Raw genomic sequence first — 25,826 nt, 5'->3', positions numbered from 1 at the left:
ATGATATATAAAAATTTTATATAATCGCTTGATTTTACCAAATAATAGGTATATAATTTATATATAAAATAATTATACATAGCCTTTCAGTTTGCTTTTAATACTCGCTCCAACTATCTGGGAGATAGTTGGAGGCTGGAAATAAAGCGAACAAAGTTCGTGTCAATTTCTGTAGGCTGCTTCAACAGTCAGTTTAGTGACTGTTGAAGGTTGGAAATCATACTTACATTAGTAAGTGACGCTCGTAGCGTACGGCAAAGCAAGTTAACAAAGTAGTAAAAGATAAACTGGATGGCTATAAAGATAAAGAGGTGAGTTTATGTACTACCCCGTATCCTCTATCTTGATAGAATTTCTGGTCTTAGCCATTGTAGAAAAGCAAGATTCCTATGGCTATGAAATCAGTCAGACCATCAAGATAGTTGCTGACATAAAGGAGTCCACGCTTTACCCTATCTTGAAAAAATTGGAAAAGGCTGGCTATGTCACCACCTATACCCAAGAATTTCAAGGGAGAAAGCGGAAATACTATACCATCACTCCTGCTGGACGTGAGCACATCCCCTTCCTGCAGGGTGAATGGAATAGCTACAAAGACCATATTGACGGAATTATAGAAGGGAGCTTACGAAAATGACACGCGCAGATTATTTGAACCAACTGGAACAAGCATTATTTCAACTTCATCCAAGTGCCAGACAGGAGGCTTTAGACTACTTCAATGAATATTTTGACGAAAAGGATAACGATGAGGAAGCTATTATAGAGCTAGGAACACCTGATGAAGCAGCAAAAGAAATCATTGCCAATCTACCTGAAGATGCCCTAATCACCGAGAAAGACCAAGCAAGTCCACATTCATCTAAACCATTTGATTTCAACTTTGATTTTGATTTTCAATTTGACTGGGAGAATTTTTTCAACAATTTCAAACATTCAGCCTATCAAGCTAGGGAAAGAATTGAATTGACGGCGAAGATTGAAGAATTACCTGATTTTTCAAATCTACAGATTATTCTCGAAGACCAGGCTCTTAGTGTTCAAAGTTACGACGGAGAAGTTGTCTTATTGCACAATCCTGTTTCAGAAGATGGCAGCTACCAGGCTTTTGACTATCAACTAGTCCAAGATAGTTTGTACCTATCTAGCAAGCCACTCCCAGACCACCTCTACTTTTCCAACCAGCAAACCAGCTCTGCTATTCTCAAAATCCCTAAAAGACTCCTGCCCCTTACTAGTCTCAATCTGAAAACGACAGATAGCAGTCTGACGATGGCAGCTGTGCAGGCGAGCGAACAGCTAGTCATCAATGTAGAAGATAGCAGCATCAGCATGACGAAAGTGAGCTGTCCAAGATCTGCTCTACGGTTAGAAGACTCTACACTAACTATCTCAGATGGACAGCTCAGCGAGTTAAAATTGGAAGCCAGCGATGCCGTTATTACTCTCTCAAGCATGAGCCTTTCAGATGCAAGGATAACATTAGAAGACTGTGTCTGGAAGTTGAAGGATTTTGTCCTTGAAAAGAGCCTTATCTGTCAGGCTGAAGATTCTGTCTTAACCTATCAACCAAGTACGGACATCAGTTTGGACATCTGGGAGGAAGATTCTAGCCTTAAACTTCCAAAGGATAAGGCGTTTACAATGATGAAAGAGGGGGACATCACTCATCTCAGCTACAAGCAAGAAAATATCCCTGCTCAGCTAGTTATTCATTGTCAAGACTGCCAGCTAAATGTGGGATAAAGGAGTTTATCATGAACCGAAAGGAATATTTACAGAAACTCGAGAAACAGCTAAAGTATCTACCAAAAGAAGATTTTCAGGATACCTTAGACTATTTCAATGAATATTTTGACGAAAAGGAAAACGATGAGCAAGCTATTCAAGAGCTAGGCAGTCCAAAAGAAGCAGCCCGCGAAATCCTAGCAAATCTCTATGATAAAGAGAGGATTGAAGATAAGCCAAATACAAGCAATATGGTCTGGTTGACCATCCTCGCTATCCTTGCCGCACCAATCGGCGTCCCCCTAGCAATCACTTTGGTCGCCCTCTTCATCACCCTTCTCCTAATCATCTTTAGCCTCTTTCTGCTCCTTATCTCACTCTGGATTGTCCTCCTCAGCCTCGCAATCGCCCAGATGCTCCTCGCCTTTGACCTCTTCACGCTCTCATGGTCCTCCTCTCTCCTCTTCACAGGCCTCGCCTTCATCTGTTTGGCACTCACCCTCTTGGGTAGTAAATTCACTCTAGACCTTGGAAGCAAAACCTTCTTGCTTGTTTTACACTGGATACAAAGAACGATCCGCAAAGGAGGCTATCATGAAACAGCTTAAGCCATTTACGAAAATTAGTCTGAGCCTGCTAGGTCTTGGAGCCATTCTAAGCCTCATCGGCTACTTTGCTGGCGGTTGGACAAATATGAAACTTGTTGCAGAAAACTATTTTCAGCCCCAAACAGCCAGTTTTAGTGACATTAGGGAAATAGAAGTTAATGAACGACTGTCCATCATGCCTTCGCCTGACAACCAATTCCACCTCCACTACTATCGAAATCAGCATAAAGACATCGACCTCCTCAGCCACCAAGTTCAAGATGGAAAGTTAACCATTTCTAGTGCATTTCAAGGTATCGTTTCTTATGATGGTTTACTCGAACCTATATTAAATCTTATCAATGACCAAAATATTGCCTACCACCAACCTGTTTTAGAGGTCCCTAAAAATAGCACAATCGAAACACTTTCAGGCAACCTTCAAGGAGATGTCTATCTGGATAAAGTGACTATTCAAAATCTTGATCTCACTATAGAAGATGGGGACATGTTGATTGAAAACAGTCACATCAGCTCTACTCATTTATCACACCTCAATGGAGAAGTAGCAATCAATCATTCCACATTAACAAGTCCGAAAGACATTTCCAATACTGTTGGCAGTAGCCTAAGGATTGAAGATGGTGATTTTAAAGCTGAAAACCTAAAACTAGAGGGAAGACATAGTATCAGTAATTACGATGGCTCAATCGACATTTCTCTTCATTCACAAACAAAAAAGGACATCTACATAGATGCCAGTCAAAATAATAGCGGGATTGACCTTCCAAACTATATTAATCCCAAAGCTACAAATTACCTCGATATCTCTACACTAGATGGGGAACTAAATATTCGGTAATTGCAAAAAGCCCTCCTCACGGAAGGCTTTTTAACTTATTTAAACAACAAAATAGAGATCAGTGCCAAGATGGCTGGTCCACCTTGGGTCAAGATAATTTTTGGACTAGATGTCACAGCTCCATAACCTGCTGCTCCAATAACAAACAAGACAAAAATAGTTGTAATTTCAAGGTTTCCTGTGAAAATTCCATATAAGAGGAAAATAGCCAACAAACCATTGTAAATACCTTGGTTTTTGAAAAGTGTCGTCACAGACTTACGTTGCAATTCATCCTTTGTCATATTAAAGACACGACTAGTAGAGTCTGAGTGGGTCGCAAAGGTTTCCAAGTACATGATATATAGGTGCTCAATAGCTACGATACTAGCTAGAATAGTGGTAAAAATAGACATAATGTCTCCTCTCAAAAATTATATAGGTAGATTTTGCAAGCCAATCAACAGTTTATCAAGAGTGGCTAGGAATTGCTCGCTCTCCTCAACAGTTAGAATCTGATTCATCGAAGCTTTAATAGCTAGGTGGTGAGCAGAAGGACTCGTGACTAGCGCTTCCCTAGCCTGCTCAGTTGGCCAGACAAGTACTTCTCTCTGATTATCAGGATTTCGCTTGCGAATGATATAGCCGCTCTCTTCCAACAATTTGAGATGACGTGTAACCGCTGCGCGGTCTATCTGAAGCCTCTCCTGCAAAGCCAACTGATGCAGGGGTGCATCTTTTAATAATGCTTGCAATATTGAATAGCGTGTCAAACTGATTCCCAACTGCTTTTCAAAAAGATTGGAAATCGTCTCATCTGCCACTTTCAGTCTGTATAACAAATCTTCCATTTCTTGCATTATCTACCTCTTTTGATTGATTAATCAACCGTTGATAAATCAATTATACTACAATCCGAACAATTTTCAACTATTTTGCCTAACTATTTAAAAAATATGTTGTCTACACCTATATTTTGTTATAATTAAGAAAATAACTAGCAGAGGGATGGGACTTACTTATGGAAAACACTCCTAGACTAAACTTGGTCATAGATGTGCTCATGCTCGCTGGTGCCATTTTGGCACAAAGCGGTGCAGAAATTCACCGAGTTGAAGATACCATGATTCGGATTGCACATTCACAAGGAATTGAACAGGCCAATGTCCTTGCCATCCCTGCTGCTATCTTTTTCTCCATCGACCATACGAATATTTCGCGTATGAAACGCATCGTAAATTCAAATTACGACATGCAGAAAGTTTGTGACGTCAACCAAATCTCCCGTTCCCTAGCCAATAAAGAAATCAGCCTAGAAGACGCTTGGATCCAATTAAATGCAATCAAACAACAAAAGCCACCTTATAACAATATGCAAATAACCTTAGCTGCCGTAGTAGCCGCACCATTTTTTACCATTATGTTCGGAGGTTCTCTTTTAGATGCAGCAGGTGCTGTCCTCGCAACGGCTTTGGCTTTCCCTATCTCACTGATTGTCGATCGCTACGTTGGAATTGATTTTGTTACCACCTTCGTTGGCGCCTTTATCTTCTCACTTACCTCTTACTTATTAAGCGCAACCACTACTCTCCCTATTAATCCCAACTTAATTAACGCAGGGGCAGTCATGCCTTTTGTACCAGGGATTGCTTTTACAAATGCTGTAAGAGACCTTATGACCAATCATATCAATACAGGGATGACCAAATTTTTCCAAACAGCGCTTATTATCTTATCGCTCGGTGCAGGTACAACTGTGGCCTTTATGCTTGTGAGGTAATCTATGACACTAGTTAACTTCTTATTACAGGCACTCGCCTCTTATATCGCTATCGCAGCCTTCTTAATTGTTCTCAATGTTCAAAGAAAAATGCTGGTCCCTGGTGGACTCCTAGGCATGCTAGTCTGGCTCATCTATCTTTCATTATTAGGACCAACTAATGTACTGATTGCAACCTTCCTTGCAGCAATTATCGGATCTTGCATTAGTCAAATCATGAGTATTTTACTTAAAACACCATCTGTTATTTTTTCACTTGCTATCCTAGCACCGCTTGTTCCAGGCTATCGAGCCTACATGACCACGACTTATTTCGTTTCTGGTGACCACGCTCAAGCCCTAACCAATATCACTACCGTCTTAACTTTAGCCTTAGTCATTCCCATCGGTATGGCCAGCGGAACAATATTATTACGCCTTTATAAGGTTCTTCGAACAGGCAAAAAAACAGCCTAACCCCTTGAAAATAAGGGGCCTTTTTGTTAAAATGAAAACTTATCAAAGGAGATGCTATGAACCAAAACGTAACCAATTTAAAACTTGCTGAACGTGGTGCCTTGCTATCTATCGGTGCCTATATTATCTTATCAGGTATCAAACTCGTTGCAGGACAGCTCTTTCATTCAGATGCCTTACGAGCAGATGCCTTCAATAATATTTCTGATATTATCGGTAATATCGCTGTACTTATTGGACTAAAAATGGCACAGAAACCAGCTGATACCGATCATAAATTTGGACACTGGAAAATGGAAGATTTAGCAAGCTTGATTACATCCTTCATCATGTTTGTCGTTGGTTTCCAAGTACTCTATGATACCCTCCAAAAACTAATCAGCAATTCTTCTATCGAAGTAGACATTATGGGGGCTATTGTCGGAATCTTTTCTGCACTAGTTATGTTAGCTGTTTATTTATATAATAACCGCTTGGCAAAAAAAGTACGTTCCAAGGCCTTAGAAGCAGCTGCCAAGGATAATCTATCCGATGCAGTCACTTCCATAGGAACTTCTATCGCAATCTTTGCTGCGGCTTTCAACTTCCCTATTGTCGATAAAATTGCAGCCATCATCATTACCTTCTTTATCCTAAAAACAGCCTACGATATTTTTATGGAAAGCTTCTTTACCCTATCTGATGGATTTGATGAAAACTTATTGAAAAAGTACGAGGAAGATATTCTCAAACTCCCAAAAATCGTTTCTGTCAAATCACAACGTGGTCGGACTTATGGAGCCAATATCTATCTTGATGTTGTTTTAGAAATGAACCCAGACTTATCCGTTTATGAAAGTCATGAAGTGACTGAGCAGGTTGAGCAACTCCTAACACTCAAACATGGAGTTTTTGATGTGGATATTCACGTAGAACCATCTGAAATTCCACACGATGAGATGTATGAGCATGTGTGCGATAAACTCTTCCGTTTTGAAACAGAGATACAAGCGCATGCTAATGGGTATGAAGAATTGATTGACGACCAGTATCTCTTAATTGATGCCAAAGGCCGCTATCGAAATAAAACTCAGATGCTTGCCGGCCACCCCATCCAAACGACGTATTTATCCAATTACCAAATGACCTCCATTAGCCAAAAATCAAAATTAGTTACGTTTGAAATTGGTGATTATGTTCATACGTCACTTTGGCGCCGTCATGAAAATTGGACTGTTATTTTCCACCAGATTTCAAAAAAACAAGCCTAGTCGAATGACTGGCTTTTCCTTTACCTTAAATTTTGGTTTTATACTCAATGAAAATCAAAAGTAGCCTAGGAAACGAAGCCGAAGATAGAACTGGAGTTCATCAAGGCAAGGTGACAACGGATAATTTTGATTTTCGAAGAGTATTAAAAAAGAGCGCATGGCTCTTTTTCTTTATATTATTAGTTTTTTACTACATCGGTTGCAACATCCTCACCAAACCATTTTTGGGAGATTTCTTGAAATTTACCTTCTTTATATAATTCAGCAAATGCCTTATTAATGTTTTCTACGAGTGTAGTATCTGATTTACGAGCACCGACTGCGAAGGCTTCATTTTCAAAACCTGCATCAATGATGTTGTAATCTGCAATAATTCCCTCTTGTTGCAAGTAATAATTTGCATATACACGGTCAATCAAGAGGCCATCAATACGATCGTTTTTCAAGTCAATCAAGGCTTCATTGAAGGTCGCATACTGACTTGCATCGTTATTTTGAACAATATCTTTCAAAATAGCTGGTTGTGATTCAAATACTGAATAGCCAGATGAACCTGCTTGCGCACCTAAAATCTTATCCTTCATATCAGATACTTGGCTAATATTGGAAGATTTTTTGGTTACAAGAACTTGTTGGTTATCCATGTAGGGGTTTGTGAAGAGAACTTTTTCCTTACGCTCATCAGTAATAGAATAACCATTCCAAATTAAATCAATATTCCCGTTATTCAATTCGGTTTCTTTCAAGTCCCAGTCAATTGGTTGCCATTTTACAGTAATTCCATATTTTTCAAAGACTGCATTAGCCAAGTCAATATCGAAACCTGTGTAAGAACCATCTGTCTGTTCAAATCCCATTGGAACAAAGGTCTTATCAAAGCCAATCGTAACGGATTTTTCAGACTCGTAGGCTGTCCAATTATCAGACTTAGTAGCCGAATCATTGGAGCCACAAGCAGCAAGAGTTAAAGAAGTTACAAGAGCAAGAGCTCCAAGCATCATTTTTTTAATATTCATCATCATATTTGTTCCTTTTCTTAGTGTTTCGGTTCAATTTTGATGATTTCATCTGCGATATTCTCAGCAAACTGCATATCATGGGTGACCACAATTTGCGTGATTCCAGTAGCCCTATTTTCAAGAATCAGTTTCTCAACTTCTTTTCTTAATTCAGGGTCTAGGGCCGAAGTTGGTTCATCATAGCCGATAATCTCAGGATCAATCATCATCGCACGCGCCAAAGCCACACGTTGTTTCTGTCCACCCGATAATGAAAATGGGTAGGCAGTTGCGTGGTTAGCAAGTCCAAGAGTATCCAAGAGTTTAAGGGCCTTGTCTTCCGCCTCTGAACGCGACATATTTTGCGTTTTCATAGGAGAGAGAACCAAGTTTTCCAATACGGATAGGTGCGGGAAAAGCTGGAAGTCCTGGAAGACAAAGCCCAGCAAATGTCGTTTTCCCAACTCCTCTAATGGCAGTTCTTGACCGTTATACATCAAAGTTCCTGAATCAATAGTCTCTAAACCAGCCAACATCCGTAAAAGAGTTGTCTTACCACCGCCAGATTGACCAACGATGGCAACAATTTTCCCTTCTGGAATGACCAAATCATAGTTGGAGAAAATCTGTTTATCTTCAAAGCGTTTTGACAAATTGCGTAACTCTAACATGACTTCCTCCTATCTATAATAATCAAATTTCTTTTCTACTTGTTTCGAAATCAGTGTTACCGCACCGATCATCAATAGGTAGATTGCACCTGCGATAAACATAGGCGCCAAGCTGGCATCACGATTGGCAGCAGTACGACTAGCCAACAACAAATCGCTAACCCCAAGTGCATAGACCAAAGAAGTATCCTTTACCAAAGTCATGACTTCATTGAAAACACTTGGCAGGACAATTTTCACGACCTGTGGTAAGACAATATAGCGAATGGTCTGAACAGGGGTAAATTTCAATACCTTAGCCGCTTCATACTGACCTTTTGGAATAGCTTCAATACCACCACGGAAAATTTCAGAGAAATAGGCCGCATAGTTGAGCGTAAAGGCCAGAATCACAGCAGGCATTCGGTCAAATGTAATACCCACACTTGGTAAAACGTAATAAACAAAAATTAATTGTAAAAGCAAGGGGGTTCCTCGCATAATTAATACATAGAAATGCAATAACCATTGTAAGGGTTTAAATTTAATCTGCATTAAAAAAGCGAAAACAGCTCCTAATGGCAAGGATAATATCAATACTAGAAAAAATACTTGCAAGGAGACTGCTGCACCATTTAGTAGACTGGGCAGAACTTCCAAAACATAATCCATAGAGCTCTCCTAAAAGAATTATTAGGTTCTAGTATATCAAAAAATATCTTTAATTTCAAAGAATTTTTCAGAATTTTTAATAAATTTAACAAAATTTTGTATATTTTTTCAATAGTACAAAAAGAAGGCTGGAAATCCATGCCTTCCTTCTTCTTATTCAACAGTAACAGACTTAGCCAAGTTACGTGGTTTATCAACATCCAAACCGCGTTGCAATGTCGCATAGTATGCAATCAACTGTGTCGGAACGACCATAGCAATCGCTGACAAGAATGGATGAACAGTTGTAACAGTGATGTCATCTTCTTCCTTAGCTACTGCTTCATCTACAATTGTCAAGACATTGGCACCACGCGCCACTACTTCCTGAATATTGCCTCGAGTATGGCTTGCAAGGTGTGGATGATTTGAAATCAAGGCCAAGACTGGAACACCATCTTCAATCAAGGAAATGGTACCGTGTTTCAATTCACCAGCCGCAAAGCCTTCACATTGGATATATGAAATTTCTTTCAATTTCAAGCTGGCTTCCATCGAAACGTAGTAGTCACTACCACGACCGATATAGAATGCGTTGCGAGTGGTTGATAAGAGTTTTTCAACTTTTTCAGCAATCACATCTTTTTCTGACAAGCTGGCCTCGATAGATTGAGCTACGATGGACAATTCATGCACCAAGTCAAATTCTTTCGCGTAGGCATTGTCATTTGCATCACCGACAGCCTTAGCCAAGATTGCCAAAGTCGCAATCTGTGCAGTGTAGGCTTTTGTAGAAGCTACCGCAATTTCTGGTCCTGCATGGAGCAACATGGTGTAAGTTGCCTCACGTGATAGGGTAGAACCAGGAACGTTGGTTACGGTCAGACTTGGAATGCCCATTTCATTAGCTTTAACCAATACCTGACGGCTATCAGCAGTTTCACCTGACTGGCTAATCATGACAAAGAGTGGCTTTTTGCTCAAAAGCGGCATATTGTAGCCCCACTCAGATGAAATTCCCAATTCCACTGGTGTATCTGTCAATTTTTCCAAGAAGTCTTTTGCAGCAAATCCTGCGTGATAGGAAGTTCCAGCAGCCAAGATATAGATACGGTCAGCTTCTTGTACTGCCTTAATAATATCCGCATCGACTGTTACCTGACCAGCTTCATTTGTATAGGCGCTAATCAATTTACGCATAACAGTTGGTTGCTCATCAATTTCCTTGAGCATGTAGTATGGATAAGTTCCCTTACCAATATCTGATAAATCAAGCTCAGCTGTATAGCTACCACGTTCAATCGCATTGCCATCATAGTCCATGACTTCAACACTATCTTTTTTCACGATAACTAATTCCTTATCGTGAATTTCCATGTATTCACTTGTCTCACGAATCATAGCCATGGCATCTGAGCAGACCATGTTATAGCCATCGCCCAAACCAATCAAAAGTGGAGATTTATTTTTGGCAACGTAGATAGTATCTGCATCCGTGGCATCAATCAAGGCAAAGGCATATGAACCTTGAATAATCTTCAATGCTTTTTTGAAGGCTTCTAGAGTTGATAAACCTTCTTCTGCAAATTGACCAATCAAATGCACAGCAATTTCTGTATCTGTCTGACCTTTCAAGTCATGACCTGCAAGATACTCTTCCTTGATTTCTGCATAGTTTTCAATCACACCGTTGTGAACAAGGATATGTCCAGCAGTTTGAGAAGTGTGAGGGTGAGCGTTGTTCTCAGTTGGCTTACCATGAGTCGCCCAACGAGTATGACCGATCCCTGTTGTCCCTTCGGTCTTATCGCCAACTTTTGCAGACAATTCTGCAATGCGACCAACAGCTTTCACAAGATGAGCTTGCTCACCACCCGTCACAAAAATACCTGCTGAATCATAACCACGGTATTCTAATTTTTCAAGTCCTTGAATCAAAATATCAGTTGCGTTTGTATTTCCTACAACACCAACGATTCCACACATACATATCACCTACGATGTTTGTTAACATCGGCTTTCATTTCTTTAAAAATTGGTCTAGTCTAATTTATATCTAAAAAGACCAGTGAAATCAGTATATAACAAGATTTCATCCTTGTCAACATTTTAATTGGTCTAGTCTAATTTCAAAATACAGATCCAGTCATCTCATACTCAATGAAAATCAAAAGTAGCCTAGGAAACGAAGCCGAAGATAGAACTGGAGTTCATCAAGGCAAGTTGACAACGGATAATTTTGATTTTCGAAGAGTATCAACACAATAAAAAAAGCTGATTCTACTGAACCAGCCCTGTCTTAATAAAACCAAATTCTGAAAGTGGACTAATCCGAAAAGTCAGTCTACCAACAATATCCTCACTAGAAATCAAACCAAAACTACGACTATCCTGTTGATTCGTTCGTACATCATTCAACACCAAATAGTGCCCCTCTGGAATGACGTTGTACTTTCCATTTGTCAAGGTTTCCAATGTAAAGTCATCTGTATAACTTTCTTGTGAATGAGGCGTTTTTAAATAGTTCTCTGTAACAATAATATCATTACGATAGAGAACATCATCCATATAGGTAACCGTCTCGTTTTCCAATGCAATCACACGACTCACATACTCTTTTCCCTCATGGTTATACAAAATAAAATCTCCATGAATCGGGCGGACATTTCGCACCGTCATGATAAAGTCGTTTTCCTTCAAATAACTATTTGCCATCTCAGGGGTAATCGTGACTGGCTCAAGTAACCAAAATCGTAGGCCAATGATTCCAAAAATCAATAAGACCAATAAACTGATTTGTTTTATTAAATCTCTTTTTACCATAATCTCTCCATTTCACTAGTATTATACCACAATTTAGAGCTATTAGTGTCTGAGATGCTGGTAAATCTCTTCAGCAATAACTTGGTTTCCTAGCGGTGTCAAATGAAGACCATCGCTATAGTATTCAAGATGTCCCTCCGTCACAGTGTAAAGGTTAATAACTGGTAAACCAAGTTCATTTCCGATAGCTGGGATAATCTTTTGTAATTCATCTTCAATAATTTGATTATTCAATCCAAAACGACTGGTTGGTACATAAGGCGGGATGACTAAATAAACATCCGGCTGGCTTGCTAAAGCCATATACTGCTCGGCCATTTCCCTATACTCTCGAATAAATCTCTCCCTATTCCAATATGGTCCTCGGCTGTCGTTACTACCAATCATGATGATGACAATATCTGCTTCACTCTCAAGTGAAAGTTGGGCATTCTTCTCTTTAAAGTAAGGAAAATCTGCAGTTGACTGAAGTGAACGCCCACTCAATCCGTAATTTGAAACTTGATAGTGATGCCCAAGTTTCTCAGCTAGAATACAAGGATAGGCATCTTTTTCACGATTCTCCAAGCCATATCCATAAGTCAAACTATCTCCGACTGTTGCAACTTTTACGGCCCCACTTCCAACGGTTAGGACCTCAGGATACATTATATCTGACACACGAACTCCTCAATTTTTCTTATTTTCTATTGTATCATGTTGAAAAAAATAAATAAACTTCTGAATTTGTGATATAATTAACTTATGAAAAAACAAGTTATTATTATAGGCGGAGGAATTGTTGGCTCTACTGCAGCCTTTTATCTCTCCCAAGAAGAACAAGTCAATCTTACTCTCATTGATTCAGGTATTGGAACAGCCACACGAGCTGCCGCAGGTATCATCTGCCCATGGATGGCTCAGAAAAAAAATAAAGACTGGTACAAGCTGACTTCCGATGGTGCTGTTTTCTACCGTCAATTGGTAGCCGATTTGGAAAAATCGGGTGCTACTGAAATTCCATTCAAACAGACTGGAACCATCGGCCTAAAAAGTAAGCCTGAACTACTTGATAAAATCCAAAAAATTGCCGAGGAACGTCGCGTAGATACTCCGACTATTGGCGAAATTACTCCGCTTGTAGGCTCGGAAATTAACCAGTACTTGCCACTACTTAAACCAGACTATTTTGGTATCCATTTAGAAGGTGGCGGTCGTATTGATGGTGGGCGTTTGATTGATATTCTTCAGGAACAATTTTTGAAAAATGGTGGTACACGTATCTACGGACAAGCAAAACTGCTCGACAACCATACTGTCGAAGTAGATAATCAAGTGCTTACTGCTGACCATATTATCTTAGCCACAGGGGCCTGGTTGCCACATATTCTTGAACCTCTTGGTTATCAAGTGGATGTTCGACCACAAAAAGGACAATTGTTAGAATTAGATACAGAATTCGATACTGATAATTGGCCAGTTTGTATGCCTTACGGAGAGATTGACATCCTACCATTTGAAAATGGAAAAATCATTATTGGTGCAACTCATGAAGATGATATGGGGTACGATTTAGAACTAGACCCTGAAAAAATCCAAGCCATGCATGATAAAATAGCTGAATTCATGCCTGATTTGGCAAACTATCCTGTAGCCAGAACTCGCATTGGAACGCGCGCCTACACTTCAACTTATTCACCATTCTACGGAAATATTGAGGATATGCCTAATGTCTGGGTAGCTAGTGGTCTAGGCTCTACCGGCCTGACAAATGGCCCAATTATCGGTTGGCAAATTGCTAAAGAAATTCTCAATCAAGAAACAAACTTTGACCGTACACCATATTCTCCAAATAGATATATTCTCAAAAAATAAGATACAATAAGTTTAGATTCTACTAACCCTTTAAATGTAGATACTAAGACTAGTTGTTATCCAATCAATAAATACAATAAGCAACGGGGGAACCTCGTTGCTTATTTCTATCTAGGATGCTACTGTCCTAGTTTCAAACAATTTAACATGCGACTATATCAATTCAAATACTATCTCTATATTAGATACATCATATCAGAACTGACTAGGGAGCTCAGAAAAGTGATTTATGAGAGCTAAAACTTCTGTGCTACTGCCAAATTCGACCAGTGATAAGTACTTGGCTTTCTGACGTGGAGACAAATCACTCTTATTGATGAGACTTGCAGCCTCCGCTTTTTGCGAAGCAAGACAGACGTCTTTTTCATCTAATAGTACTTTCCGCTGAACTTCAGTCAGATTCTGATGAAGTAAAACATCATCATACGAACAGATTGCTTGCGCCGAAGCAGAAGCCATAGGAAAAGCTAAGCCTCCAGCAAGGGCTAGACCCAAAACTGCTTTACCGAGTTTATTCATATTATTACCTCTCTTCAAATATAACATAAGATTTGATAGAATTATTACCTTTGTGGTGCGCATCACAAATTTTTTCTTTTGTAATAACTAGAATACTTCTATCTAGTATACCAGCCACTACACTATTATTATAAACAACACCCCTAAAGTCACCGTCAACTTTTTCTGATTTTAATCTATTATATGATTTAGCACTATAAACTACAAATTCTCCTATCCTCGAGATTGGTTGAATATGAAAAGACTGAACCTGAGTCCAGTCTTCCGCTATTTCTGATATCGTTGCTTTACAAAAACAATCTATTAAAAAGGTTTATTTCGACAAATTTTAAATATTATCTTAACGAACAAAACTACGAAGGAAACTTGATTCTAATTTGAATGATTTACTCTCTACAATATGCTTGTGTGTTCCGTGAGGAATTTTGCTAATAATTTCAACATGGAAATCTTCTGAGCCAACCAAATCCTCATCTGTCAAATTAGCGACATAGGAGCCTGATTCTGTGCGTACAAGTGGAATAATGTTGTATTCACCTAAAACAAAATAAACATCTGGTGCTTCTACATACGGTGTTTTTAGAAAAACTTCTACTTGTGCACCTGGAACACCTGTTTGTTGTGTCAATTTTACATCCACAAATGAATTGCGAGTGTATTTGGCTGTTTCTCTTGTCTTATATTTTACGTAAGTATTTGATTCAGCTGTATTAGCGCTAACAACAGGAGCAAGCGCTGTAAGACCTGTACTCATGCAGGCTACTGAAAGCATGGCAAAATTCTTCATTTTCTTTGAAAAGTTCATAACATTTTCTCCAATTTCTATTATCTTGTATTCATATTGCTTAAACTCAAACTATAAAATAGCAATATGATGAACTAATCCGACTGGAATAGTTTCTTTCGTCCGTAACAAATTTTTTGAATGCATTCTATTGGTTGTTACAAGATAATCCTAATTGAAATTTCTGTTTATAGCAATAGATTTTCCCAGCTTTTTATCTATTTTTCATGAGTTTTTATGACTGTCCTTAGATAATTTACTATATCAGATTTCTTCATATCCACAGCTCTGAGACTATGAGAAACAGGAGTGGAAAAGAAGTTGACTTGACAAAAGAGTTCGTCAACAAGTCTTTATTTCTAGTTGTTGAGCTGAAACGGTCTATTCCCAGACTGTGAATGATGTGAGCTGACTACCGTCAGCCTATATCTCCTACTTCCAAAGGTTCCCCGAACTTTTGGAGCTTGGAGATATAGCGAACAAAGTTCGCATCAGTCGTAGAGATCAGATTTGAAGTGTAAAACACGAACAAATCTGACAATCAACCAATGCGCTGAGATGTTGACGCAAACTCTAAGAAACGAGGCTGGACTTTATGCCCAGCCTCGTTTCCATTAACAATCATATTAAAATGAGCTAATTTTTAACAAATTTTAAACCTTATCCTAGCGACGGAAACTTGGCTCTAATTTGAATGATTTATTCTCTACAATGTTCTTTGCTGAACCGTGTGGAATTTTACTAATAATTTCTAAGCGGAATCTTTTTGCACCTTTCAAATCTGCATCTGTCAAATTAGCTGCATAGTCGCCAGATGGTGTTTGATCGAGTGGGATAACATAGTTTTCACCCAAAATGAAGTAAACATCTGGTGCTTCTGCATACTTCTGTTTTAGTTTTACCTCTACTCGTGCACCTGGAATACCTGTTTTTTGTGATAATGTCACATCCACAGCTGAGCTGCGACGGTAAGTAACCGTCTCTTTTGTATTATATTTTACGTAAGTATTTGATTCAGATGTATTGGCGCTAACAACAGGAGCAAGCGCTGTAAGACCTGTACTCATGCAGGCTACTGAAAGCATGGCAAAATTTTTCATTTTCTTTGAAAAGTTCATAACATTGTCTCCAATTTCTATTATCTTGTGTTCATATCGCTTAAACTCAAACTATAAAATAGCAATATGATGAACTAATCCGACTGGAATAGTTTCTTTCGTCCGTAACAAATTTTTTGAATGCATTCGATTGATTGTTACAAGATAATTTTAATTGAACTCCCCACTTATAGCAATGGATTTTCCCAGCTTTTTATCTATTTTTCATGAGTCTTAATATACTTCCGAAGTAAATTTTACAATAGATAATCGCTGATTATTCACTCTCTAAACCTCGATTATTGCTTTCTACTTGCTTTTTTTAATAGTCCCCAAACACTACCAAGTAAGAGAGTTAATAGGCTAACTCCAATAATCTGCCCAGAAGCATTTGTACCTGATTTTGAAGATTGTTCCACACTTAAAACTTGCTTTGTATCCGTTTTGGAGTGAAGAGCCGGATTCTGACCATATTCCCTCATATTATTTGAGGATTGAGAGGTGCTTCCTACAATTGCCACAGATCCAACCATCTCAAATAGCTCGGTTTCTTTGCGTTCTTCATCCATTTCTCTTCTGAACATCTGAGGCTCTCTCTCTGGAACTTCTGGCAATACAATCTCCTGAGAACTCATATCCATTTTAACACTGTCCAATGATTTGGATTTAGGGACCAAGATTTTTTCTTTACTCTCCAAATCATTCATCAATGTATTCGGTTGAATCACCTTTGTTTCTGTTAAGATTGAAGACCTATCTGCTTCAGCCAAGACGCTTTCTGTCGTTACTTCTGTCAGAAATTCAACTCGAGGAGCATTCGACTCATTAGTAACCCCCTCAGAATCCACTTTTAATGCGGAAGAAACTCCGCCATCTACAAACTTGTGTTTTTCAGAAATAGTAGATGATGTAGCTACTGATTCGACCACACGAATTGCTGAATGCCCAGGTAAAACTGGAATATCCTCAGCAACAGGAACTAAAGTTGTTTCAGTTTGGATGACCGTTTCACTTTCTGTACTAGCTGATTCGTCGAGAGAGGCTTCAACTACTGGGGCAGAGACCGTGTCGGGCAATGCAACAGGAGGAATAGCTGTTTCTCCTACCTCCACAGAGACTTCTGGGACTTCTGGTTGAACGGGAACATCTGACCTGTCTGGAGACGAAATCGGGGCTGGTTGGGAGACGGTTTCACTTTCTGCACTAGCTGGTTCGTCGAGAGAGGCTTCGACTACTGGGGCAGAGACCGTGTCGGGCAATGCAACAGGAGAAATAGCTGTTTCTCCTACCTCCACAGAGACTTCTGTGACTTCTGGTTGAACGGAAATATCTGACCTGTCTGGAGACGAAATCGGGGCTGGTTGGAAGACGGTTTCACTTTCTGCACTAGCTGGTTCGTCGAGAGAGGCTTCAACTGTTGTGGTTTTGGTGGTGGCTAGTTGTTCAGTAACAGTCCTCTCATCTTGAATTTCTTCCTGAGAAGCGACTTCTGTGACTTCTGGTTGAACGGGAATAGCTGACCTGTCTGGAGACGAAATCGAGGCTGGTTGGAAGACTGGTTCGCTTTCTGAACCAGCTGGTTCGTCGAGAGATACTTCGACTGTTGTGGTTTTTGCGGTGGCGGGTTGTTCAGTAACAGTCGTCGCAACTTGACTTTCTTCCTGAGAAGCGACTTCTGTAACTTCTGGTTGAACGGGAATAGCTGACCTGTCTGGAGACGAAATCGAGGCTGGTTGGAAGACTGGTTCGCTTTCTGAACCAGCTGGTTCGTCGAGAGAGGCTTGGACAGTTGTGGTTTTAGAGGTGGCTGGTTGTTCAGTAGCGGTCGTCGCAACTTGATCTTCTTCTTTTACATTTACCCCCTCCATGCCTATGGGACCTGATAGAAGTTCTGACCTCTGATTCTCAACTGTTTCTGATTCACGAAGTTCTTCCACAGGGACTACCTCATCATTTTTCACAGCATCTTGAGCAACTACTACTGGTAGATCGCTCCCCTCTACTTGAGTTTCCTCCCCTAAAGCTATAGTTGACTGGCTCTGGTTTTCATTAGCAACTAACTGTTCATCATTTACTGGTTCACCAATGACTGCAACAGGCAATATCGCCTGGTCGTCTACTGGTAAGACGGGTTGATTGATACTATCTACAACAAGGGCAACATCCCCTTTTTCTTCTTTCCCATCTGCAGAGCAGATTTCTGGAGATAGCTGAGAATTTTCATCTGCATTGGGCGGAAGCTCGCCTGCCTGCAACTCTGCTGTCAAAGCTTCTCCAACTGCTGACATAGGGAAGTCTAAACTTTTTAAACTATCCTCTAACGCAACATTAAGTAGCTCGGAGCTTTCTGCTTTTTGAATGGCTAACACACCTTGATCATATAGCCTATCTAACTTTTCAAGATATGTTACACGTGCCGATTCGGATAATTCAGATTGTCCTTGAATAGACAGAACCAACGCCTTCTTTGTATCAGCTAGTATCTGACTAGCTATTTCTTTGGCTTTTGCGAGCGGATTGAAATATTCTTCCCATAAGTCTTGACCAAGACGAATCGTATGAACATAATCCAAAAGCGCCCCAGCTGAATTATTTTTCACATGATTATTCAAACGTGGATTTCCAGAAGCGTCACGAGTGATTCCCATACGCTTCAAACCAATTTGTTCTTGTTGATCATCAGAATCAGTGATATAGACAGCCCTAATCTTACCTTGATTATCGTACTCAGCACCCCATACCGTCACAATATGCGTTGCATAGCCTAATGTTCTATAAGTTAGACCGAGTAATCCTTTGCTCTCCAAAACAGTTCGAACATCCTCACCAAAACGCTCATAGCTACCACTGAAAATACGATTTGTCAGTTTTTTCTCTTTGAAAACGTCGTAGAAAAAGCCACCCCTACTATCTGGTACTAACTGGCTATCTTCCAGATTGACACCACCCTGTACCTTAGGTTTATATCCGTTAATAAACAAGTCAACTAAGGCATCTGACACAAAACCATTTGTACGATAACCGTAGTAAGTTTTGAACATATCAAAGACTCGACTATTTTGCTGATCCTGGAACGAATCAATATAGCGACGTAAGTCCGTTATTGCATAGTTTTCCCCAACATTTACTGTACCATTTTTCTCTTTGAGATATCGCTCAACATAGGAACTATTCTGTTCCAACCACCAATGTACCATGTTGGAAGACACGGCCGCAAAACATAGGTTAAGGTCAATAAATGAAGCATTGAGACTTTTATTGGTATCATAATAGCCTTTTCCTGCCTCAAATGGTGCTGTATAGTTTAAATAGTCTCCATACTTTTCCTTTACAAAACCACCGCTTTGTTCCATTGCAGGAGGAGTAATTCCATGAGCCCATATAATTTGTCGTTGCTCGCCACTCTCCGTTTGATAACTGGTCTGATTCAAAATTTCTTTTGTCTCAGCAACCTCTATCTGATTTTGCTCACTCGTCGTAACTTCTGTATCATTTCTAGAAACTACATTCTCGGTCCCTCCGTCAACTTTCATCTCTACAGCTATTTCTCCTTCAGCGATAACAGGTGATGGGATGTTGTCTGCTATTTCCTCTACAATTTCAAGATTAGAACCATCTAGGGATTCATTTTTTTCTGATTCAATAGATGCCTCATCCTTGACTTGTGATTCTTCAATTATTTCATTCACTCCTGTAACAACTGTATCTGCAGCAACAGTGGATGTATGAATAGCACATAGCAAAGAGACTGAGACCAAGCCAACCGCTGATTTTCTCAAAGAAAATCGTTCTTGAATGTTCATCTTTCCTCCGTTTATCATCAAAAATTTGAATAAACTATTCTATTTACGACTTATTTTTATTTCCACATCCCCCAAGAAAATATTTATAAACAAGCGTTTGAAAGAAATTCATAGTCTATTTCCATAATCACAACAAAAAGGTCCAAGAGGACCTTTTTGATTATTTTACTGTACGAACACGCATAGTGTTTGTTGAACCTGCAACACCTACAGGCACACCAGCAACGATAACAATATCATCTCCTGCTTCAACAAGACCTTGCTCTTTGGCAATACGTTCAGCCAAATCAAACATATCGTCAGTTGAATCTGGACGTTTTGTTACAACTGGGATAACACCCCAGTTAAGCATCAATGATTTTTGTACTTTCTCAGTAAATGTTACTGCCAAGATGTCAGCATCTGGACGGTATTTAGAGATTGAACGAGCTGAGTAACCAGTTTCAGTAACTGTTACAACCAACTTGATGTTCATTGAGTGACAAGCATCTTTTACTGCAGATGCAATAACTTCTGTTTTAGATGCACGGTTAAAGTGATCAGAGTTCAAACGACCGTATTCGTTAAGAAGAGTTTGTGCGTTTTTAGCAATAGTTGCCATTGTACGAACTGATTCAACTGGATATTTACCGTTTGCAGACTCACCTGAAAGCATTGTTGCGTCAGTACCATCGATAACTGCGTTGAATACGTCTGATACTTCTGAACGAGTTGCACGTGGTTTTTCAGTCATTGTTTCCAACATGTTTGTTGCTGTGATAACTGCTTTACCAGCTGCATTCACTTTAGTGATAATCATTTTTTGGTAAACTGGAACCATTTCAAATGGTACTTCGATACCCATGTCACCACGAGCAATCATGATACCATCTGCTGCTTCGATGATTTCGTCGATGTTGTCGATACCTTGTTGGTTTTCGATTTTCGCAAACAATTGAACGTGATCGTTACCAGTTTCTTTACAGATGTTACGAACAACTTCTACATCTTTTGCAGTACGTACAAATGAGATGGCAATGAAGTTCAAACCTTGCTCAAGACCGAATCGGATATCTGCGTTATCACGCTCTGCAAGAGCTGGGAAAGGAATTTTAGTGTAAGGAATGTTCACACCTTTTTGTTTTGCGATAACGCCATCGTTTTCAACCAAAACAACAAATTCACGGTTTACAGCATCTTTTTCAACAACAGTCAAGCCAAGTTTACCGTCGTCAACAAGGATTTGTTTACCAACTTCAACATCGTCAAAGACATCCAAACCACCTGCAACGTTCAAAGCAATCACTTCTTTGGTAGATTTGATACCTTGTTTTGTAGCAACACGCAATTTGTCACCAGTTGTATATGCATATTCTTTTGCATCATCTTCAAACAATTCTGTACGGATTTCTGGACCTTTTGTATCCAACAAGAAACCTACTTTTTTGCCAGCGATTTCTTCTGCACGACGAACTGTTGCCATACGGTCACCTTGCTCTTGGTGGTCACCGTGTGAGAAGTTGAAACGGAAAACATTAGCGCCTTCTGTAATCAAAGCAGCGATTTTCTGTGCTGATGCCTCAACATCCAATTTTTCACCCCAGTAACCATCGTCACCGAATTTTTTACCACCGCGGATTTCTACCGCTGGACCAAGGGTTGCAACAATTTTAACACGTTTGTTCATCTTAACAAAACTCCTTTTATTTCAATGGTCTTATGACCCTTAATTAACACTTTAAAACAACGATGCCTAGATTGACAAATTACGGTTCAAATCAGCCAATTCCAAATCTGCTTTATGCGGATTATTAACCACAATCTTACCGTCAGCAGTCAAGCTGAACAATGCACCTTCTTCTGCAGTTCCAAGAATTGGATTTTCAACCATTTGCTCGTTACGGATACCTACTGCAAGACCTCCACGGCCTTCTTTAAGCAATTTAACGGCATGAGCACCCATACGAGAAGCGAGTACACGATCACGCGCTGTTGGAGAACCACCACGTTGGATATGACCAAGTTCTGTCACACGAAGATCACTTGTATCGCCTGCTGCTTTCAATTCTTCAGCAAACTGTGCAGCTGGCATAACACCTTCAGCCAAAACAATGATGCTATGTTTCTTACCATTGTCGTAGCCCGCTTTAATACGGTCAACAACATCGTTGATATTGAAGTCTTCTTCTGGAACAACAATAACATCTGCACCAGAAGCAATACCAGCCCAAAGAGCGATATCACCTGCATGACGTCCCATTACTTCAATGACGAAAGTACGACGGTGACTTGATGAAGTGTCGCGGATTTTATCAATCGCATCCATAGCAGTTGTTACAGCTGTATCAAAACCGATTGTAAAATCTGTACCCACGATATCATTATCAATTGTACCAGGTACACCAATAGCTGGGAAACCATGCTCTGTCAAGCGCATCGCTCCGTGGTAAGAACCATCACCACCGATAACAACTACACCTTCGATACCATGTTTTTTCAATTGCTCAATCCCTTTAAGTTGCCCTTCTAATTTGGCAAATTCTGGATAACGAGCTGAACCAAGGAATGTTCCTCCACGTGAAATAACATCACCTACAGAACGTGCAGACAATTCATGGATATCACCCGCAACCATACCTGCGTAACCTTCGTTGATTCCATAAACTTCCATTCCTTCTGAAATTGCTTGGCGAACAACTGCACGAATAGCAGCGTTCATACCAGGGGCATCACCACCACTGGTCAAAACAGCAATACGTTTCATTCGTTAATGCTCCTTTAACTTTTCATTTTAACTGCCCTATTATAACATACTTAACCTAAACTTGCTTGACTTTTTGCTATTTTTTTATCGAAAAATCGTTTTCATAACAAATTCACTTAACTCTTCTTCTAATTGAGGCGTTTTCATAACCATGTGATGCTCAGCCTGAATTGTCTGATTACTATCTTGATAATGAAGTACTACTGGAATGCTTCCTCTATATTTATCCAAAATACGAGCAACGGCATAATCGTGTTCTCGATTTTCCAAAAGAATCCAAAATTTCTCCAAACTGACAGGCTCTAATTTTTCTAGAACCAATTGCAACTGTCCATCGCGCTCTTGCACTCTACCTGTGATGTAGCCCATTTCCCCTTCTTCCAAAATAGAAGCATATTGGCGATAAGATTCTGGGAAAAGAGTCACGTCAAGCGTCCCCTTGGTATCTGTCACTCGAAGAAATGCCATCTGCTCCCCAGTCTTTTTGGTACGAATCAATCGAATAGCTTGAATCTGCACAAGAACGGTCGCTCGATTGCCAACCGCTAAATCTGCCAAATCTGTAAAACTACGCTTAGACTCTCGACAAATAGTGACTAAAGGATGCGGACTAATACCAACACCTAGCAATTCCTGCTCTAGCATAAATTTTTCGCTGTCACTGTAATCTTCTACATCTGTCCAACTATAACTCTCCTCTGCAAAAAATGTACCAATCGCCTCTGCAAAGACAAAGAGATTGTCTAGATTTTCAATAATCTTTTTACGATTGGCGTCAAAATCATCAAATAAACCAATCTGAATAAGAGGGATCAGTAAATCTTTTTTCTTGAAATTATCTGGCAAGCGCAAAATAAAATCTTCTACAGACTTATAGGGACGATGATCCAATATCCATAAAGCTAAATCTTTAGGCAAACCTTTTAGTGTTTTTAATCCTAGGTATACCTTACTTTTATCAAACTTATCGTGATAAGGAATATTGTTAATCGTGAGTCGAGCCACCTCAAAGTCAAACTGCATCGCATCTTCAATATAAGCACTGCTAGAATGATTGAGCATGACATCAAAAAAGACATCCGTATAGTGACTCTTGAAATAAGCCATTTGAAAGGCTAAGGCTGAATAAGCATAGGCGTGGCTACGGTTAAAACCATATCCAGCGAACTTAGCCATCATGCCAAATATTTCCCTTGCATTCTCTTCAGCATGTCCGTTTTTCAGTGCTCCCTGTAAAAATTCCGCTTCCATTGCCTGCATTTCTTGGGCATTCTTTTTAGACATCGCCCTGCGGAGTAAATCCGCCTTTCCAAGCGTAAAGCCTGCATAGACCTGTGCAATCTGCATGACCTGTTCCTGATAAAGCATGATACCATAAGTCGGTTGTAAAATAGGTGCAATGGTTGGGTCCAACAAATCAACTGTCTCTTGTCCATGCTTGCGTTTTACAAAGTTATCCGAATAATCACTAGCCCCCGGTCTATTCAAACTCGTTGTTGCAACTATATCTTCAAATCGACCAGGTTTGACCCTTCGAAGCAGGCTAATCGCACCAGGCTGTTCAAATTGAAAAATTCCCTTAGTCCGACCAGCAGCAAAAAGTTCCAAGGTTTTCTTGTCTTCTAAATCTATCTTGGCAATATCAATTTCCTGCTGATAACGTTCACGTACCCCTTCTGCCATTTTTTGTACAAAGGTCAGATTTCGTAAGCCAAGGAAATCCATCTTCAACAGACCATTCTCCTCAACAGCATGTGCATCATATTGGGTTACCAGCATGTCATCCCCTATTTTAAGAGGGATGGTATCTGTCAAATCCTCATCACTCATCACTATCCCTGCCGCATGGATAGAAGTCTGTCGGGGTTGCCCTTCAATTTGTTGAGCAATCGCAAAAGCTTTTTGGTACTCTATCTTACTATTGATAATCTGACGAAAAGCGGCATTTCGCTGATAGGCAGAAGTAAGACTATCTCTAAATGAAATTTTCTTGGTAATATTACTTAACTCATATTCAGGTGTTCCGAAACGCTTAAATACATCACGAATGGCCTGCTTAGCTCCAAATGTCGAGTAGGTTACAATTTGAGCAGCATGGGTTGAACCATAACGATCTCGTACATAACGAATAAAATCTGCTCGATGAATATCTGGAATATCAATATCAATATCGGGCATTGAATAACGTTCAGCATTGAGAAAGCGTTCAAAGAGAAGATTATGCTTAACTGGATCAATACCTGTGATATTTAAGGCGTAGGCAACTAGGCTTCCAACAGCTGAACCACGCCCCATTCCCATGTAGTACCCTTGGCTACGTCCAAAACGAAGTAGGTCCCATACAATCAAGAAATAATCATCAAATCCCATTTGATGAATAATGGATAATTCCTTTTCCAAGCGTTCCTTATACAGTGAATTAGTCAAGCCCTTCTCTTCTAATCCTTGATAGGAGCGCTCGTATAATTCTTCCACTGCAGGTCTGTCACGATTAAAACGCGGCAATTTTAAATCTGTATTTAATTGATAAGAAATCCCTGCAACCAAGTCACGTAAATTATCAACTGCTTGCGGAAACCGATTCGAAAATAGATTGGTTAAGCTATCAGCCGATAAAAGCTTTTGTCGACTATCTATATCTGCAACTTGATTAAGTGGAATATTATCTCGAATAGCATGGAGAACCTGTAGACTTTCCAATTGTTCCTCTTCAAAAAAACGAACCGTATGAATCGGGAGTATTGCTTGCTTAAAGTCTTGAACTGGTGTGTCAACCGTCACTCCGATATAATAGTTAACACCTAACTCAAGGTGCTCAATGCCAGAAAAATAAGGAACAACCACTGCTATGTCGACTAAATATTGACGAATGGTTTCAAAATCATCTTGCCCTGTCATCTTAGCAGTCGAAATTTTCAATAGATTGCGATAACCTCTGGTTGTCAGAGCAATCAATTGAGTAGTGACGTCCTGCTCCCCTCCCTGTAATTTCCAGTCCAGTTCACAACCAATAATTGGTTGAAGCCCCATTTTGTTACAGGATTCCATAAAACTATAGGCTGCATAAAGACTGTTTTTATCCATTATCCCCAATGCGTGATAACCAAGCTCTTTAGCCCTGCCTACATAATTTTCTATCGTCACCATGCTATCCATAAAGGTATAAACTGTCTTTGTATCTAATTGTGCCAGCATGGTATTCTCCTTTTTATGTTTCTTCTATTATATCAAATATTTATCCAAAAATATTTTTTAAAAATTC

Annotated in this window: 22 protein-coding genes and 1 pseudogene; 8 read left to right on the top strand and 15 right to left on the bottom strand. The window is 39.7% G+C overall.

What is annotated here, in order from left to right:
* Positions 1 to 319: 319 nt before the first annotated feature.
* The 4 genes from GPW69_RS04170 to GPW69_RS04155 are packed head-to-tail and all read left to right on the top strand — an operon-like array spanning position 320 to position 3,177.
* Positions 320 to 637: a PadR family transcriptional regulator gene (locus tag GPW69_RS04170; protein WP_002940906.1), complete on the top strand. Its 318-nt coding sequence runs from the start codon at positions 320 to 322 to the stop codon at positions 635 to 637.
* Positions 634 to 1,746, top strand: a complete 1,113-nt coding sequence (locus tag GPW69_RS04165; protein WP_074391095.1) for a DUF4097 family beta strand repeat-containing protein — start codon at positions 634 to 636, stop codon at positions 1,744 to 1,746. Before GPW69_RS04170 ends, GPW69_RS04165 begins: the two co-directional genes overlap by 4 nt.
* Before the next feature lie 11 nt (positions 1,747 to 1,757).
* Positions 1,758 to 2,336: a DUF1700 domain-containing protein gene (locus tag GPW69_RS04160; RefSeq protein WP_024413736.1), complete on the top strand. Its 579-nt coding sequence runs from the start codon at positions 1,758 to 1,760 to the stop codon at positions 2,334 to 2,336.
* Positions 2,323 to 3,177 carry a DUF4097 family beta strand repeat-containing protein gene (locus tag GPW69_RS04155; protein WP_024413735.1) on the top strand — a complete coding sequence of 285 codons (855 nt, stop codon included), beginning with the start codon at positions 2,323 to 2,325 and terminating at the stop codon, positions 3,175 to 3,177. The genes GPW69_RS04160 and GPW69_RS04155 overlap by 14 nt, the downstream gene beginning before the upstream one ends.
* Positions 3,178 to 3,212: 35 nt before the next feature.
* Here the strand turns inward: GPW69_RS04155 and GPW69_RS04150 are convergent, their stop codons facing one another.
* Both GPW69_RS04150 and GPW69_RS04145 read right to left on the bottom strand, forming a co-directional pair.
* Positions 3,213 to 3,572, bottom strand: a complete 360-nt coding sequence (locus GPW69_RS04150; RefSeq protein WP_024409001.1) for a DUF1304 domain-containing protein — start codon at positions 3,570 to 3,572, stop codon at positions 3,213 to 3,215.
* Positions 3,573 to 3,590: 18 nt separating this feature from the next.
* A complete protein-coding gene (locus GPW69_RS04145; protein WP_024406937.1) occupies positions 3,591 to 4,016 on the bottom strand; it encodes a MarR family winged helix-turn-helix transcriptional regulator in 426 nt (141 codons plus the stop codon).
* Between the two features lie 161 nt (positions 4,017 to 4,177).
* Between GPW69_RS04145 and GPW69_RS04140 the strand changes: the two genes are divergently transcribed.
* The 3 genes from GPW69_RS04140 to GPW69_RS04130 are packed head-to-tail and all read left to right on the top strand — an operon-like array spanning position 4,178 to position 6,642.
* Entirely contained in the window at positions 4,178 to 4,936 is a 759-nt protein-coding gene (locus GPW69_RS04140) for a threonine/serine exporter family protein (RefSeq protein WP_074391096.1), read from the top strand.
* Between the two features lie 3 nt (positions 4,937 to 4,939).
* Positions 4,940 to 5,392: a threonine/serine exporter family protein gene (locus GPW69_RS04135; protein WP_074391097.1), complete on the top strand. Its 453-nt coding sequence runs from the start codon at positions 4,940 to 4,942 to the stop codon at positions 5,390 to 5,392.
* A gap of 56 nt (positions 5,393 to 5,448) precedes the next feature.
* Positions 5,449 to 6,642 (top strand): cation diffusion facilitator family transporter, encoded by a 1,194-nt coding sequence (locus tag GPW69_RS04130; RefSeq protein ID WP_074391098.1) that lies wholly within the window; start codon positions 5,449 to 5,451, stop codon positions 6,640 to 6,642.
* A 179-nt stretch (positions 6,643 to 6,821) separates the two neighbouring features.
* Here GPW69_RS04130 and GPW69_RS04120 read toward each other — a convergent pair whose 3' ends face one another.
* The 6 genes from GPW69_RS04120 to GPW69_RS04095 all read right to left on the bottom strand — a co-directional run bounded on the left by GPW69_RS04120 (position 6,822) and on the right by GPW69_RS04095 (position 12,424).
* Positions 6,822 to 7,652: an amino acid ABC transporter substrate-binding protein gene (locus tag GPW69_RS04120; protein ID WP_024386353.1), complete on the bottom strand. Its 831-nt coding sequence runs from the start codon at positions 7,650 to 7,652 to the stop codon at positions 6,822 to 6,824.
* Between the two features lie 26 nt (positions 7,653 to 7,678).
* Positions 7,679 to 8,311 carry an amino acid ABC transporter ATP-binding protein gene (locus GPW69_RS04115; RefSeq protein WP_009909533.1) on the bottom strand — a complete coding sequence of 211 codons (633 nt, stop codon included), beginning with the start codon at positions 8,309 to 8,311 and terminating at the stop codon, positions 7,679 to 7,681.
* Between the two features lie 9 nt (positions 8,312 to 8,320).
* On the bottom strand, positions 8,321 to 8,962 hold the full coding sequence (locus GPW69_RS04110) for an amino acid ABC transporter permease (RefSeq protein ID WP_002940990.1): 642 nt from the start codon (positions 8,960 to 8,962) through the stop codon (positions 8,321 to 8,323).
* Positions 8,963 to 9,115: 153 nt separating this feature from the next.
* Entirely contained in the window at positions 9,116 to 10,927 is a 1,812-nt protein-coding gene (glmS, locus tag GPW69_RS04105; protein ID WP_074391100.1) for a glutamine--fructose-6-phosphate transaminase (isomerizing), read from the bottom strand.
* Positions 10,928 to 11,221: 294 nt separating this feature from the next.
* Positions 11,222 to 11,764 carry a signal peptidase I gene (gene lepB, locus GPW69_RS04100; RefSeq protein ID WP_024401810.1) on the bottom strand — a complete coding sequence of 181 codons (543 nt, stop codon included), beginning with the start codon at positions 11,762 to 11,764 and terminating at the stop codon, positions 11,222 to 11,224.
* A 42-nt stretch (positions 11,765 to 11,806) separates the two neighbouring features.
* The gene (locus GPW69_RS04095) at positions 11,807 to 12,424 is read right to left on the bottom strand and encodes a GDSL-type esterase/lipase family protein (protein WP_074391101.1); all 618 of its coding nucleotides are present in this window, start codon (positions 12,422 to 12,424) and stop codon (positions 11,807 to 11,809) included.
* Positions 12,425 to 12,508: 84 nt separating this feature from the next.
* On the opposite strand from GPW69_RS04095, the gene GPW69_RS04090 reads away from it, so the two are divergent.
* Entirely contained in the window at positions 12,509 to 13,618 is a 1,110-nt protein-coding gene (locus GPW69_RS04090) for an NAD(P)/FAD-dependent oxidoreductase (protein WP_029172156.1), read from the top strand.
* A gap of 195 nt (positions 13,619 to 13,813) precedes the next feature.
* Here GPW69_RS04090 and GPW69_RS04085 read toward each other — a convergent pair whose 3' ends face one another.
* The 7 genes and pseudogenes from GPW69_RS04085 to GPW69_RS04055 form a co-directional block, all read right to left on the bottom strand.
* On the bottom strand, positions 13,814 to 14,137 hold the full coding sequence (locus GPW69_RS04085) for a hypothetical protein (protein WP_044683461.1): 324 nt from the start codon (positions 14,135 to 14,137) through the stop codon (positions 13,814 to 13,816).
* A 340-nt stretch (positions 14,138 to 14,477) separates the two neighbouring features.
* Complete coding sequence (locus tag GPW69_RS04080; RefSeq protein ID WP_044667897.1) at positions 14,478 to 14,942, bottom strand: hypothetical protein; 465 nt, start codon at positions 14,940 to 14,942, stop codon at positions 14,478 to 14,480.
* Positions 14,943 to 15,586: 644 nt separating this feature from the next.
* Positions 15,587 to 16,039: a hypothetical protein gene (locus GPW69_RS04075; RefSeq protein ID WP_024401815.1), complete on the bottom strand. Its 453-nt coding sequence runs from the start codon at positions 16,037 to 16,039 to the stop codon at positions 15,587 to 15,589.
* Positions 16,040 to 18,275: 2,236 nt separating this feature from the next.
* A pseudogene (locus GPW69_RS10920) lies at positions 18,276 to 19,821 on the bottom strand (IdeS/Mac family cysteine endopeptidase); the annotation flags it as partial.
* A gap of 160 nt (positions 19,822 to 19,981) precedes the next feature.
* Positions 19,982 to 21,487: a pyruvate kinase gene (pyk, locus tag GPW69_RS04065; RefSeq protein WP_074391103.1), complete on the bottom strand. Its 1,506-nt coding sequence runs from the start codon at positions 21,485 to 21,487 to the stop codon at positions 19,982 to 19,984.
* A gap of 66 nt (positions 21,488 to 21,553) precedes the next feature.
* Positions 21,554 to 22,564 carry a 6-phosphofructokinase gene (gene pfkA / locus GPW69_RS04060; protein WP_024385330.1) on the bottom strand — a complete coding sequence of 337 codons (1,011 nt, stop codon included), beginning with the start codon at positions 22,562 to 22,564 and terminating at the stop codon, positions 21,554 to 21,556.
* A gap of 84 nt (positions 22,565 to 22,648) precedes the next feature.
* Positions 22,649 to 25,759 carry a DNA polymerase III subunit alpha gene (locus tag GPW69_RS04055; RefSeq protein WP_074391104.1) on the bottom strand — a complete coding sequence of 1,037 codons (3,111 nt, stop codon included), beginning with the start codon at positions 25,757 to 25,759 and terminating at the stop codon, positions 22,649 to 22,651.
* Positions 25,760 to 25,826 lie beyond the last annotated feature (67 nt).

Origin of the sequence: Streptococcus suis, from assembly GCF_902702775.1 — a bacterium.
Lineage (GTDB): Bacteria > Bacillota > Bacilli > Lactobacillales > Streptococcaceae > Streptococcus > Streptococcus hashimotonensis.
This window is presented reverse-complemented; position numbering and strand designations above follow the sequence as displayed.

Coding starts and splice junctions, on each gene's coding strand:
- GPW69_RS04085 (WP_044683461.1), bottom strand. CDS start 14,137: ATGAATAAACTCGGTAAAGCAGTTTTGGGTCTAGCCCTTGCTGGAGGC.
- GPW69_RS04080 (WP_044667897.1), bottom strand. CDS start 14,942: ATGAACTTTTCAAAGAAAATGAAGAATTTTGCCATGCTTTCAGTAGCC.
- GPW69_RS04150 (WP_024409001.1), bottom strand. CDS start 3,572: ATGTCTATTTTTACCACTATTCTAGCTAGTATCGTAGCTATTGAGCAC.
- pyk (WP_074391103.1), bottom strand. CDS start 21,487: ATGAACAAACGTGTTAAAATTGTTGCAACCCTTGGTCCAGCGGTAGAA.
- GPW69_RS04135 (WP_074391097.1), top strand. CDS start 4,940: ATGACACTAGTTAACTTCTTATTACAGGCACTCGCCTCTTATATCGCT.
- GPW69_RS04090 (WP_029172156.1), top strand. CDS start 12,509: ATGAAAAAACAAGTTATTATTATAGGCGGAGGAATTGTTGGCTCTACT.
- GPW69_RS04160 (WP_024413736.1), top strand. CDS start 1,758: ATGAACCGAAAGGAATATTTACAGAAACTCGAGAAACAGCTAAAGTAT.
- GPW69_RS04155 (WP_024413735.1), top strand. CDS start 2,323: ATGAAACAGCTTAAGCCATTTACGAAAATTAGTCTGAGCCTGCTAGGT.
- GPW69_RS04075 (WP_024401815.1), bottom strand. CDS start 16,039: ATGAACTTTTCAAAGAAAATGAAAAATTTTGCCATGCTTTCAGTAGCC.
- GPW69_RS04145 (WP_024406937.1), bottom strand. CDS start 4,016: ATGCAAGAAATGGAAGATTTGTTATACAGACTGAAAGTGGCAGATGAG.
- GPW69_RS04130 (WP_074391098.1), top strand. CDS start 5,449: ATGAACCAAAACGTAACCAATTTAAAACTTGCTGAACGTGGTGCCTTG.
- GPW69_RS04165 (WP_074391095.1), top strand. CDS start 634: ATGACACGCGCAGATTATTTGAACCAACTGGAACAAGCATTATTTCAA.
- glmS (WP_074391100.1), bottom strand. CDS start 10,927: ATGTGTGGAATCGTTGGTGTTGTAGGAAATACAAACGCAACTGATATT.
- GPW69_RS04140 (WP_074391096.1), top strand. CDS start 4,178: ATGGAAAACACTCCTAGACTAAACTTGGTCATAGATGTGCTCATGCTC.
- pfkA (WP_024385330.1), bottom strand. CDS start 22,564: ATGAAACGTATTGCTGTTTTGACCAGTGGTGGTGATGCCCCTGGTATG.
- lepB (WP_024401810.1), bottom strand. CDS start 11,764: ATGGTAAAAAGAGATTTAATAAAACAAATCAGTTTATTGGTCTTATTG.
- GPW69_RS04055 (WP_074391104.1), bottom strand. CDS start 25,759: ATGCTGGCACAATTAGATACAAAGACAGTTTATACCTTTATGGATAGC.
- GPW69_RS04115 (WP_009909533.1), bottom strand. CDS start 8,311: ATGTTAGAGTTACGCAATTTGTCAAAACGCTTTGAAGATAAACAGATT.
- GPW69_RS04170 (WP_002940906.1), top strand. CDS start 320: ATGTACTACCCCGTATCCTCTATCTTGATAGAATTTCTGGTCTTAGCC.
- GPW69_RS04110 (WP_002940990.1), bottom strand. CDS start 8,962: ATGGATTATGTTTTGGAAGTTCTGCCCAGTCTACTAAATGGTGCAGCA.